The sequence below is a fragment of the Pseudomonas sp. RP-B7 genome (assembly GCF_059803535.1).
On the sequence record NZ_JAPFHC010000024.1, the window covers coordinates 33,136 to 45,936 of the forward strand.

General features: G+C 61.6%; 11 protein-coding genes. 8 read left to right on the top strand and 3 right to left on the bottom strand.

The window, feature by feature from the left end:
* The first annotated feature begins 134 nt into the window (after positions 1-134).
* Complete coding sequence (locus OPU96_RS20325) at positions 135-1,091, top strand: DMT family transporter (protein ID WP_498559562.1); 957 nt, start codon at positions 135-137, stop codon at positions 1,089-1,091.
* Here the strand turns inward: OPU96_RS20325 and OPU96_RS20330 are convergent.
* Complete coding sequence (locus tag OPU96_RS20330) at positions 1,088-2,470, bottom strand: class II fumarate hydratase (RefSeq protein WP_226455062.1); 1,383 nt, start codon at positions 2,468-2,470, stop codon at positions 1,088-1,090. The two genes, OPU96_RS20325 and OPU96_RS20330, sit on opposite strands and share 4 nt — an antisense overlap.
* Positions 2,471-2,663: 193 nt before the next feature.
* Here OPU96_RS20330 and OPU96_RS20335 point away from each other — a divergent pair, with 193 nt between their 5' ends.
* The 7 genes from OPU96_RS20335 to OPU96_RS20365 all read left to right on the top strand — a co-directional run bounded on the left by OPU96_RS20335 (position 2,664) and on the right by OPU96_RS20365 (position 10,360).
* Positions 2,664-3,182, top strand: a complete 519-nt coding sequence (locus OPU96_RS20335; RefSeq protein ID WP_192296904.1) for a DUF2059 domain-containing protein — start codon at positions 2,664-2,666, stop codon at positions 3,180-3,182.
* Positions 3,183-3,188: 6 nt separating this feature from the next.
* Positions 3,189-3,485, top strand: a complete 297-nt coding sequence (locus OPU96_RS20340; RefSeq protein ID WP_192296903.1) for a BolA family protein — start codon at positions 3,189-3,191, stop codon at positions 3,483-3,485.
* Between the two features lie 119 nt (positions 3,486-3,604).
* Positions 3,605-4,546, top strand: a complete 942-nt coding sequence (trhO, locus tag OPU96_RS20345; protein ID WP_226455064.1) for an oxygen-dependent tRNA uridine(34) hydroxylase TrhO — start codon at positions 3,605-3,607, stop codon at positions 4,544-4,546.
* A gap of 36 nt (positions 4,547-4,582) precedes the next feature.
* The gene (locus tag OPU96_RS20350; protein WP_305392790.1) at positions 4,583-5,185 is read left to right on the top strand and encodes a DsbA family protein; all 603 of its coding nucleotides are present in this window, start codon (positions 4,583-4,585) and stop codon (positions 5,183-5,185) included.
* On the top strand, positions 5,178-6,980 hold the full coding sequence (locus tag OPU96_RS20355; protein ID WP_192296901.1) for an ABC transporter ATP-binding protein: 1,803 nt from the start codon (positions 5,178-5,180) through the stop codon (positions 6,978-6,980). The genes OPU96_RS20350 and OPU96_RS20355 overlap by 8 nt, the downstream gene beginning before the upstream one ends.
* A gap of 71 nt (positions 6,981-7,051) precedes the next feature.
* Positions 7,052-9,514, top strand: a complete 2,463-nt coding sequence (locus OPU96_RS20360) for an EAL domain-containing protein (RefSeq protein WP_498559563.1) — start codon at positions 7,052-7,054, stop codon at positions 9,512-9,514.
* Positions 9,515-9,592: 78 nt separating this feature from the next.
* The gene (locus OPU96_RS20365; protein ID WP_225595247.1) at positions 9,593-10,360 is read left to right on the top strand and encodes an iron-containing redox enzyme family protein; all 768 of its coding nucleotides are present in this window, start codon (positions 9,593-9,595) and stop codon (positions 10,358-10,360) included.
* Between the two features lie 23 nt (positions 10,361-10,383).
* Here OPU96_RS20365 and OPU96_RS20370 read toward each other — a convergent pair whose 3' ends face one another.
* Positions 10,384-11,310: a GGDEF domain-containing protein gene (locus OPU96_RS20370; protein WP_498559564.1), complete on the bottom strand. Its 927-nt coding sequence runs from the start codon at positions 11,308-11,310 to the stop codon at positions 10,384-10,386.
* A 290-nt stretch (positions 11,311-11,600) separates the two neighbouring features.
* Entirely contained in the window at positions 11,601-12,737 is a 1,137-nt protein-coding gene (gene lldD, locus OPU96_RS20375) for an FMN-dependent L-lactate dehydrogenase LldD (protein WP_226455068.1), read from the bottom strand.
* Positions 12,738-12,801: the final 64 nt, after the last annotated feature.

Consider the following 12,801-nt stretch of genomic DNA (forward strand, 5'->3'; position numbering starts at 1 on the left):
TCAGCCAATACATGCAGCGACTGACACCCTGCATTCGCGAGCAAGCCCGCTCCCACATTTGAACTGCAGCGTATCGCGAGTCGTGTTCTTGCCCCTAGAATGCGGCTCCACTTCCTCTGGCTTCTGGGGCACTCATGCACATCTCTTCCGGCCGCTGGGTCTATGGCTTTCTGTTGACCCTGCTGACCGCGTTCCTGTGGGGCATCCTGCCGATCAAACTCAAGCAGGTGCTGCAGGTGATGGACCCGATCACCGTCACGTGGTTTCGCCTCACCGTTGCCGGTGGGTGTCTGTTCTTCTACCTCGCACTGACCAAGCGCCTGCCCAGCCACAAGGTGCTCGGCCCCAAGGGCGGCTGGCTGGTGGGCATGGCCGTGTGTGGCCTGGTGGGCAACTACGTGTTGTACCTGGTGGGCTTGCAACTGCTCAGCCCCGGCACCGCGCAATTGGTGGTGCAGATGGGCCCGATCTTTTTGATGGTCGCCAGTGTGTTTGTGTTCAAGGAGCGCTTCAGCCTGGGCCAGGTGCTTGGCCTGATCGTGCTGATCTGTGGCTTTGGTTTGTTCTTCAATCAACGCCTGGAGGAGTTGCTGACGTCCCTTGGCGATTACACGGCGGGCGTTCTGACCGTCCTGCTGGCCACCACCATTTGGGTGTTCTACGCCTTGGGCCAGAAGCAATTGCTCACCGCATGGAATTCGCTGCAAGTGATGATGGTGATCTACCTGTGTTGCGCCGTGTTGCTTACGCCGTGGGCACACCCGTTGGAAGCCTTGGGCCTGAGCCCGCTGCAAGCATGGCTGTTGCTGGCGTGCTGCATGAATACCCTGGTGGCTTACGGTGCGTTTGCCGAAGCATTGGCGCATTGGGAAGCCTCACGGGTCAGTGCGACTCTGGCGCTCACGCCGTTGGTGACTTTTGTTGCGGTGGCGGTGGCAGCGTGGTGGTGGCCGGATTATGTGCAGGCCGAAGATATCAACGCCCTGGGGTATGCCGGGGCGTTGGTGGTGGTGCTGGGCTCGGCGACCGTGGCGCTGGCGCCTTCATTGATGGCCGGGCTCAAGGCCCGGCGGTTGCGCATGGCGTCTTAGGCTCCCAGCATGTTTTCCGGGCGCACCCACAGATCGAACTCGGCATCGGTGAGGTAGCCCAGCGCCAGGGCGGCTTCCCGTAGCGTCAGCCCTTCGGCGTAGGCTTTCTTGGCGATTTCGGCCGATTTGTCGTAGCCGATATGCGGGTTGAGCGCTGTCACCAGCATCAGCCCGCGCTCCAGGTGTTCGGCCATTTGCCCGGCGTCGGGCGCAAGCCCAGCCACGCAATGTTCCTGGAAGTTGTTGCAGCCGTCGGCCAGCAGACGGATCGATTCCAGCAGGTTGTGGATGATCACCGGTTTGTACACGTTCAACTGCAAGTGACCCTGGCTGGCGGCGAGGCCGATGGTCACGTCATTGCCCAGCACCTGGCAGGCCAGCATCGACAGGGCTTCGCACTGGGTCGGGTTGACCTTGCCCGGCATGATCGAACTGCCAGGCTCGTTGGCGGGCAACTTGACCTCGGCAAACCCGGCACGCGGGCCGGAGCCCAGCAGGCGCAGGTCGTTGGCGATTTTCATCAACGCCACCGCGAGGGTTTTCAGGGCGCCGTGCAGGGTCACCAGCGGCTCATGGCCGGAGAGGGCGGCAAACTTGTTCGGCGCGGTGACGAAAGGGAGCCCGGACAACGCCGCCAGCTCGGAGGCAATCGCCTCGCCAAAGCCATGGGGCGCGTTCAGCCCGGTGCCCACCGCCGTGCCACCCTGGGCCAACTCGCACACCGCGGGCAGGGCGCTGCGCACGGCGCGTTCGGCGTAGTCGAGCTGGGCGATGAACGCCGAGAGCTCCTGGCCGAAGGTGATCGGCGTGGCATCCATCATGTGGGTACGGCCGGTCTTCACCAGCTTCATATGCCGTGCAGCCTGTTCGGCCAGGCCACCGGAGAGGGCGGCAATGGCTGGCAGCAAGCGTTGGTGTATCGCCTGGACCGCCGCAATGCTCATCGCCGTGGGAAAGCAATCGTTGGAACTCTGGGAGCGGTTCACATGGTCGTTGGGATGCACCGGGCTCTTGCCGCCACGGGATTTGCCCGACAGCTCATTGGCGCGGCCCGCGATGACTTCATTGGCGTTCATGTTGCTCTGGGTGCCGCTGCCGGTCTGCCAGACCACCAGCGGGAACTGGTCGTCGTGCCTGCCTGCGAGGACTTCGTCGGCGGCCTGTTCGATCAGGCGGGCGATGTCGGCGGGCAGGTCGCCGTTACGGTCGTTGACCCGCGCGGCGGCCTTCTTGATCAGCGCCAGGGCGTGCAACACCGCCAGCGGCATGCGTTGCTCGCCGATGGCGAAATTCACCAGTGAACGTTGGGTCTGCGCGCCCCAGTAAGCGTCATCCGGGACTTCTACGTCTCCCAGGCTGTCGGTTTCGATACGGCTCATCGGGCACACTCCTTGAGATCGGTTTGCGCAGTTTAGGCCGTGATCGGCCGGTGGGGTTCCCTAAAAGACTTTTCATCGGATTCATCCGCGCGGAATCCTTGCCCGGCAAGGCCCGGGGTTGAGCCGCGAGGTTTTTTAGGCGCAGAATGGGCGCCCTTGGGGTCTTACCTCGCCTGCTAGAAAAGGAAACTCGATGACTCGTCTTCGTGCCATCTGTACCGCGGTTGCTCTGGTTTGCGCCAGCGGCCAGGTTTTTGCCGATACCGCCAGCCACAACGCCAGTGCCGAAGCCTTCCTTACCCTGGCCCACGCCGACAAGCTGGGTACCCCGGTGTACATGCAAGTGCAGCAAATGTTCGCCCAGCGTTTCGAACAGACCAAGGCACCTGCCGCCAAGCAGTCCGTGCTGGACAGCTACCAGGCCAAGGCCAACGCCGCCCTGGACAAGGCCATTGGCTGGGACAAGCTGAAACCGGACATGGTCAAGCTCTACACCACCAACTTCAGCGAATCCGAACTCAAGGACCTGGTGGCTTTCTACCAATCGCCATTGGGCAAGAAGGTCCTCGAAAAAATGCCGCAACTGACCCAGCAATCGGCCCAGATGACCCAGGCCAAGCTGGAAAGCGCCGTGCCGGTGGTGAACAAGCTGTTGGACGACATGACCAACGAGCTGGCGCCGAAAGCCGCCGCACCGGCCAAGAAGAAGTAAGCAGGAATGACCATGCAACAGCGTATCGAAACGGCGCTCGCCGCCCTGGGCCCGGACCACTTGAGCGTGCTGGATGAAAGCCACATGCACAGCCGTGGGTTGCAGACCCACTTCAAGGCCGTGCTGGTCAGCCCACAGTTCGAGGGGCTTAACCGCGTCAAGCGCCACCAGAAGGTCTACGCCACCCTGGGTGACCTGATGAGCGAGTTTCATGCGCTGGCGCTGCATACCTACACGCCTGAAGAATGGGCGAAAATCGACGCAGCCCCGGCCTCGCCGACCTGCGCCGGCGGGCATGATTGATGATCGGGTGTCTCTGACACCGGGCATTTGTTAGAATCCGCAACGCGCCGCTCAGTCGGCGCGTTTTTTTTTGCATCCGGTTCACCCTTTACGAGGGTAGCCACCTGGAGAGAACACCCATGACTCAACCGATTGTCGTGGCGGCACTGTATAAGTTCGTCACCCTCGAAGATTACGTCGCCCTGCGCGAGCCACTGCTGCAGGCGATGGTCGACAACGGCATCAAAGGCACCTTGCTGATCGCCGAAGAAGGCATCAACGGCACCGTTTCCGGTAGCCGCGAAGGCATTGATGGCCTGATGGCCTGGCTGAAGAACGACCCGCGCATGGTCGACATCGACCACAAAGAATCCTACTGCGACGACCAGCCGTTCTACCGCACCAAGGTCAAGCTCAAGAAAGAGATCGTGACCCTGGGCGTCGAAGGCGTCGACCCGAACAAGAAAGTCGGCACCTACGTGGATCCGCAGGACTGGAACGCGTTGATCAGCGATCCGGAAGTGCTGTTGATCGACACCCGCAACGACTACGAAGTGTCGATCGGCACCTTTGAAGGCGCAATCGACCCGAAAACCACCAGTTTTCGCGAATTTCCCGACTATATCAAAGCCAACTTCGACCCGGCCAAGCACAAGAAAGTCGCCATGTTCTGCACCGGCGGTATTCGTTGCGAAAAGGCCTCCAGCTACATGCTCAGCGAAGGCTTCGATGAGGTGTATCACCTCAAGGGCGGCATCCTGAAGTACCTCGAAGAGGTGCCGCAGGCCGAAACCAAGTGGCAGGGCGACTGCTTTGTTTTCGATAATCGCGTGACCGTGCGCCACGACTTGAGCGAAGGCGACTACGATCAATGTCATGCCTGCCGCACACCCGTGAGTGTCGAAGACCGCGCGTCCGAGCACTACGTGGCCGGCATCAGCTGCCCGCATTGCTGGGACAAGCTGCCGGAGAAGACCCGCCGTAGCGCGATCGACCGGCAGAAGCAGATCGAGCTGGCCAAGGCCCGCAATATGCCGCACCCGATTGGCTTCAACTACAAGCAATCCCCTTCCGAGGCCTGAGCCATGTCCGCGCGCTTGCTCTATGTAATGGACCCGATGTGTTCCTGGTGCTGGGGGTTTGCCCCGGTAGCCGAAGCCTTGGTGGAGCAGGCCCGGGCCGCCGGTGTGGAACTGCACCTGGTGGTGGGCGGCTTGCGCACCGGCAGCGGTGCGGCGCTGGAGCCGACCACGCGGCGCTACATCCTCGAACACTGGCAGGCGGTGACCGACGCTACCGGCCAGCCGTTCAAGCGCGAAGGGGCGTTGCCCGACGGTTTTGTGTATGACACGGAGCCTGCGTGTCGCGCCATCGTCACCGCGCGCAGCCTGGCGCCGGATTGTGCGTGGACGTTGCTGGGGCTGATCCAGCGCGCGTTTTATGTCGAGGGCCGCGACGTGACCCTCGCCAGCGTGCTGGTGGACCTGGCCGAACAGGCGGGCATCCCGCGTATCGAGTTTGCCGGTGCCTTCGACCGTGCCGAGCAGCACGCGGCCACGGCTGCCGATTTCACCTGGGTGCAGGACCTGGGCATCGCCGGTTTTCCGACGCTGCTGGCCGAGCGCAATGGCCAGCTGGCTTTGCTGACCAACGGCTACCAGCCGCTGGCCGAGCTGTCGCCGCTACTGGGCCGATGGCTGGAGCGAGCCACCTGTGCATGAACCGGCCCAGCGCACTGATCGACTGACCTGGGCGGAGATCCGCCGCCTGGCCCTGCGTCACAAGAAATCCCTGTGGATCGCCAATGGCGTCGCCGTCCTGGCGACCCTGTGCAGCGTGCCTATCCCGCTGCTGTTGCCGCTGCTGGTCGATGAAGTGCTGCTCGGCCACGGCGACGCCGCGCTCAAGGTGATGAACCACGCGCTGCCGCTGGGCTGGCAGAAAGCCGCCGGTTATATCGGCCTGATGCTGCTGGTGACGTTGTTCCTGCGCTGCGGCGCGCTGGTGTTCAACGTGGTGCAGGCGCGGCTGTTTGCGCGGCTGGCCAAGGACATCGTGTACCGCATCCGCGTGCGCTTGATCGAGCGGCTCAAGCGCATCTCCCTGGGGGAATACGAAAGCCTGGGCAGCGGCACGGTCACCACCCATTTGGTCACCGACCTGGACACCCTGGACAAATTCGTCGGTGAAACCCTCAGCCGTTTCCTCGTGGCGATGCTCACCCTGGTGGGCACGTCGGCGATCCTGGTGTGGATGCATTGGCAGCTGGCGCTGCTGATCCTGCTGTTCAACCCGTTGGTGATCTACGCCACGGTGCAGTTGGGCAAACGGGTCAAGCACTTGAAGAAACTCGAGAACGACAGCACCTCGCGGTTCACTCAAGCCCTGACCGAAACCCTGGATGCGATCCAGGAAGTGCGCGCCGGCAACCGCCAGGGGTTTTTCCTGGGCCGCCTGGGCCAGCGCGCCCAGGAAGTGCGTGACTATGCGGTGCACTCGCAGTGGAAAACCGATGCGTCCAGCCGCGCCAGTGGCTTGCTGTTCCAGTTCGGCATCGACATCTTCCGCGCGGCGGCGATGCTCACCGTGCTGTTTTCCGACCTGTCCATCGGCCAGATGCTCGCGGTGTTCAGCTACCTGTGGTTCATGATCGGCCCGGTGGAGCAACTGCTTAACCTGCAATACGCCTATTACGCGGCGGGCGGCGCGCTGACGCGGATCAACGAGCTATTGGCACGGGCCGACGAGCCGCAATACGCCGGCGGCGAAGACCCGTTCAGCGGGCGGGAAACGGTCGGTATCGAAGTCCGCGGGCTGAATTTCGGCTATGGCGAAGACCTGGTGCTCGACCAACTGAACCTGGCCATTGCGCCGGGCGAGAAGGTCGCGATCGTCGGCGCCAGCGGTGGCGGCAAGAGCACCCTGGTGCAGTTGCTGCTGGGGTTGTACACGCCGCAGGCGGGCAGCATCCGCTTCGGCGGTGCGACCCAGCAGGAAATCGGCCTGGAGACCATCCGCGAGAACGTCGCCGTGGTGCTGCAACACCCGGCGTTGTTCAACGACACCGTGCGCGCCAACCTGACCATGGGGCGCACCCGCAGCGACCAGGCCTGCTGGCAGGCACTGGAAATTGCCCAGCTGGATGCTACCGTCAAGGCACTGCCGATGGGCCTGGACAGTGTGGTGGGGCGTTCCGGGGTGCGGTTTTCCGGCGGCCAGCGGCAACGCCTGGCGATTGCGCGGATGGTCCTGGCCGAGCCGAAGGTGGTGATCCTCGACGAAGCGACTTCCGCCCTCGACGCCGCCACCGAGTACAACCTGCACCAGGCGCTGGCGCGGTTTCTCAGCGGGCGTACTACACTGATCATCGCCCACCGTCTGTCGGCGGTTAAGCAGGCAGACCGGGTCTTGGTGTTTGACGGCGGGCACATTGCCGAGGATGGTGATCATCAACAACTGATCGCCGACGGCGGGCTGTACGCAAAACTTTATGGACACTTGCAACAAGTGCGTTGATTTAGCCTAGGCTGAGCTATCGGAAGCGGTTTTTCGCGTGCGTATCCAGCGGTGCATGTGCAAGGGACTTCATGAAGCAAAAGCGGACTCTCGGAACGCCTCGGCTGTTGGGCATTGTGTGGCCCTTTATCGCCGTCGTGCTGTTCCAGGCATTGTTAGGCTGCGTCAGTCTCTACGTGCTTTCGGCCGTGCGCGGCTACGTGGCAGGCGAAAGCTTGTGGTCCAAGGGCCAGAAAGATGCCATCTATTACCTGACCCTCTACGCCGACAACCGCGACGAAACCACCTACCTCAAGTACCAGCAAGCCATCGCCGTGCCCCAGGGCGGGCATGAACTGCGCATCGCCCTCGACCAACCCGCTCCCGACATCGCCGCCGCCCGCCAGGGCATCCTCAAGGGCGGTAACCATCCCGACGATGTCTCCAGCCTGATCTGGCTGTACCTCAACTTCCGCCATTTCAGCTACCTGGAAAAAGCCATCGAGCTGTGGACGGTCGGCGACGGCTACCTGCTGCAACTGGATGACCTGGCCCAGGAAATGCACCGCGCGATCCGCGCCGACCACCTCAGCGGCAACGACGTGCGGCAATGGAAGGCGCGCATCACTGCGATCAATGAAGGGGTGACGCCGGCCGCCAAGGCCTTCAGCGACGCCTTGGGCGAAGGTTCGCGGATGATTCTGCGCCTGCTGCTGATCACGAACCTGGCGACCGCCCTGGGCCTGATCGTGCTGGCGCTGTTGCGCACCCACAAACTGCTGGCCCAGCGTCATGCGTTCGCCGACGCCTTGCAGGCGGAAAAGGAGCGTGCGCAGATCACCCTGGAGTCGATTGGCGATGGGGTGATCACCACCGACGTCGATGGCGCCATCGCCTACATGAACCCGGCGGCCGAGGCGTTGACCCACTGGAAGTCGGCCCAGGCCCAGGGCCTGCCCCTGGCCGCGTTGTTCAAACTGCTCGACGAAAACGCCGAGCCCGACGGTTTTACCCTGATCGATCACATCATCAAGGGCCGGCTCAGTGGTGGCAGCGAGCATTCCAAGCTGATCCAGCGCCTGGACGGCAGCACGGTTTCGGTGACGCTGGTGGGGGCGCCGATCTGCAGTGCCGGCAAGGTCAGCGGGGCCGTGCTGGTGCTGCATGACATGACCCAGGAGCGCCAGTACATTGCCAACCTGTCGTGGCAGGCCACCCACGATGCGTTGACCGGCCTGGCCAACCGTCGCGAATTCGAGTTCCGGCTGGAGCAGGTGCTGCATCACGTGGGGCGCCAGCAGAACCCACGGCATGCGTTGATGTTCCTCGACCTGGACCAGTTCAAGCTGGTCAACGACACCTGCGGCCACGCAGCGGGCGATGAACTGCTGCGGCACATCTGCGCGCTCCTGCAATCGGACCTGCGCGACGGCGACACCCTGGCGCGCCTGGGCGGCGACGAGTTCGGCATCCTGCTGGAAAACTGCCCGGCGCCGGTGGCGGAGAAAATCGCCGAGAGCCTGCGCCATACCGTGCAAAGCCTGCATTTTGTGTGGAAGGGCCGGCCGTTCATGACCACCGTCAGCATTGGCCTGGTGCATATCTCCCAGGTCCCGACCACCCTGGAGACGTCACTGCGAGCGGCGGACATGGCCTGCTACATGGCCAAGGAAAAGGGCCGCAACCGGGTGCAGGTCTATCATGCCGACGATTCGGAACTGTCCCTGCGGTTTGGCGAGATGGCCTGGGTGCAGCGCTTGCACATGGCCCTGGAGGAAAACCGGTTTTGCTTGTACGCCCAGGAAATCGCGCCCCTGGGGTATACCGATGGCGGCACCGGGCATATTGAAATCCTGCTGCGCCTGCATGACGAAGGCGGTCGCATCATCTTGCCCGACAGTTTTATCCCGGCCGCCGAGCGCTATGGCTTGATGACCTCGCTGGACCGTTGGGTGGTGGATAATGTGTTCAAGATCATCGCCGACTGCATGCACGAGCGGCCGGGCCTGCCCATGGCGATGTGTGCGATCAATCTGTCGGGTATTACCATCGGCGATGACGACTTTCTCGGCTTTTTACGTGAGAAATTCAATAACTACGGTATACCGCCGGCGATGATCTGTTTTGAAATAACCGAAACCAGTGCTATCGCCAACCTGGGCAGTGCAATTCGCTTTATTAATGAACTCAAAGCCTTAGGTTGTCATTTCTCGCTCGACGACTTTTGTGCCGGAATGTCCTCATTCGCTTATCTCAAACATTTACCTGTAGACTTCCTGAAGATCGATGGAAGTTTCGTAAAGGATATGCTGGACGACCCGATTAACCGCGCCATGGTCGAAGTGATCAATCACATCGGCCACGTCATGGGTAAGCGCACAATTGCCGAGTTTGTTGAAACACCGCACATCGAACAGGCGTTGCTTGAGATTGGTGTGGATTACGCTCAGGGCTACCTGATAGAACGCCCGCAATTGTTTACCTTTGATAGCTTGCAGTGTCGACCTGTGCGACCGCAGCCCCTGTTATTCAGGGCGCCCGGCACATTCCGCTGAAACATACGCTGGTCTGTACTATCACACTAAAAAAGGAGCCTTATAGTGATCGACACATTCAACAGAACCGGCCCGCTAATGGAAGCCTCAAGTTACCCAGCCTGGGCACAGCAATTGATCCAGGACTGTAGCGAGAGCAAGCGCCGAGTTGTCGAGCACGAACTGTACCAGCGCATGCGTGACAACACGCTCAGCGCCAAGACCATGCGCCACTACCTGATCGGTGGCTGGCCGGTGGTTGAACAGTTTGCGTTGTACATGGCACAGAACCTCACCAAGACCAAGTTTGCCCGCCATCCTGGGGAGGATATGGCGCGACGTTGGCTGATGCGCAATATTCGCGTCGAGTTGAACCACGCCGATTATTGGGTGCATTGGGCGCGTGCCCATGGGGTCAGCCTCGAGGAGTTGCAGGCGCAGAACGTGCCGCCTGAATTGCATGCGCTCAGCCACTGGTGCTGGCACACCAGCTCGGCCGATTCGCTGATCGTGGCCGTGGCCGCGACCAACTATGCAATCGAAGGGGCGACGGGGGAGTGGTCGGCCGTGGTGTGTTCCACCGGTGTCTACGCGGCGGCCTTCCCCGAAGAAGAACGCAAGCGTGCGATGAAGTGGCTGAAGATGCATGCCCAGTACGACGATGCCCACCCGTGGGAAGCACTGGAAATCATCTGCACCCTGGCCGGGATGAACCCGAGCAAGGCCTTGCAGGTCGAACTGCGCCAAGCCGTATGCAAGAGCTACGACTACATGTATCTGTTCCTGGAAAGCTGCATGCACCTGGAGAAAGAGAAAGCGCCTGCGGCCGTGCGTGAGCGCCCGATGCGCGTCGCCAGCGAGGCGTGATGTAACACGTGATGGCGGGGTGCTTACCCCGCCATTGCCAAGCGGTTGCGGCCTTCGCGCTTGGCCACGTACAAGGCGCTGTCGGCCCGGCGCAAGAGGCTGTCGGCCGACTCTGCGGCCAGCAGGGTCGAGCAACCGAGGCTCACGGTCAGTTCGATTCTTGTCCCATCCGCCCAATAGTCGTGGGCTTGTGCCGCCTTGCGCAGGCGTTCGCCGACCATCGCCGCCGCGTCCCGGCCGGTGTTGGACAGCAGGATCAGAAACTCTTCCCCGCCAAACCTGAACACCATGTCGACGTTACGCAACTGGCTCTTGATGGCCTGGGCCACGGTGCGCAACACGCTGTCGCCGGCCGTATGGCCATGGGTGTCGTTGATGATCTTGAAGTGATCGATGTCCAGCATCAGCAGCGACAGTGGGTTCAAATGCCGGCGCGCCATGTCGATTTCCCGTTGCAGGGTCTGATCCATGGCGATGCGGTTACCGGTTTGCGTCAACGGATCGCGCAGCGCGCTGCGGGTGGCCGCGCGATAGAGCAGGGCATTGCGCATCGGGTAGAGCAGGGTAGCCAGCAAGGATTCGAGCTGACTCAGTTCGTCTTCCAGAAGGCGCTGGTTGCGGCGGAACACCAACTCGCCCAGGTGCTCGCCTTCATGGCTCAGCGCGTAGCTCACCGAGTGATGGCCGCGATGGCCAAACTCTAGGCGCAGGTCGCTGGCCTGGTGGTGATATTGCAGGGCGTCCAGGGGGACCAGGCGTTGGATTTCGCGGAAAAACAGGCCGAGGATCCGCTCCGGTTCCAGGCTGGTCTGCAAGTGCATGCTCAACTGCTGGCGCAGCTGCGCGACTGTGGTGGGGCGTCGTGGCAGGGAGGACGGTTGACCGAAACCCAGGCGTTGCAATTTGGCACTGTCGAAGTCAATTGCGTTGGTATGGGTCGGTGTTTTCATAAACTATCAGCCTCTAAGCGCAGAACTGTCTTACAGGCTCGATAAGAGTGGCGAGTGCCATGCGTCGTACTGTTCCCTCAGTTCCGTAAAACATTGGAAACAGTTTAGACCGCTTTGCAGTGGGTTATAACCCCTGGGCACTGCCACACGTCTTGTCATCGCCTAACCTGCTTGAGACAAGTTAGAGCGAGATTCATGCCAAATCCTTTGTTTTTATAAAAGTCCTTTTAAATCAAATGGCTGTAAATACAGCCAAGGTGCAACGGTGCCCAGTGACGCCATTTATTTGGCTATGGGTTGACCAGCGTTGTACGGTCGATCTGATCGATCGAGGTCACACCGGTCAGGGTCATGGCCACGCGCATTTCCTTGGCGAAGATATCCAGCAGGTTTTCCACGCCGTGCTGACCCTCGGCGGCCAGCGCGTAGGCGGTCGAACGTCCCAGCAGGCACGCCTTGGCGCCGAGGGCGAGCATGCGTACCACGTCGAGCCCGGAGCGCACACCCGAGTCCACCAGCACCGTCAGATCGTCCCCGACCACTTCGGCAATCGGCGGCAATGCCTTGGCGGTGGACAACACGCCATCCAACTGCCGGCCTCCGTGGTTGGAGACCACGATGCCGTCGGCGCCGAAACTCACGGCGTCCTTGGCGTCTTGCGGGTCGAGGATGCCCTTGATGATCATCGGGCCCTTCCAGAATTCACGGATCCACTCCAGGTCTTTCCAACTGATCGACGGATCGAAATTGTTGGCCAGCCAGCCGATGTAGTCTTCCAGGTGCGTGGGTTTGCCGAGGTATTTGGAGATATTGCCCAGGTCATGGGGGCGCCCCATCAACCCGACATCGACGGCCCATTGCGGCTTGGTCACGGCTTGCAGTATGCGGCGCGAAGCGGCGAACGGCCCGGACATGCCCGAGTGCGCATCGCGGTAACGCGAACCCGGCGTGGGCATATCGACGGTGAATACCAGCGTCGTGACCCCGGCGGCTTGCGCACGCTCCAGGGCATTGCGCATGAAACCGCGGTCCTTGAGCACATAGAGTTGGAACCAGATCGCCTGTGGGCTTTGCGACGCGACCTCTTCAATCGGGCACACCGACACTGTCGACAGGCAGAACGGAATACCTTTGTTCGCCGCCGCCTTGGCGGCCTGCACTTCACCGCGACGCGCATACATGCCGGTCAGGCCAACCGGGCTGAGGATCACCGGCAGCGCCAATTCCTGGCCGAACAGCGTGCTTTTCAGGCTCAGGTTGTCGACATTACGCAGGATGCGCTGGCGCAGGCTGATGTCGGCCAAGTCCGTGCCGTTGGCGCGCATCGTGTGCTCAGCGTTGGCGCCACCGTCGATGTAATCGAACAGAAAGCGCGGCAGCTTGCGTCGGGCGGCTTCACGGTAATCGGAAGCGGACGAAATGATCATCAGCGTAAACTCCACAGGTCAAAGGGGGTTCACGATAAGCAAAGCTCTGGCATGATAAAAACAA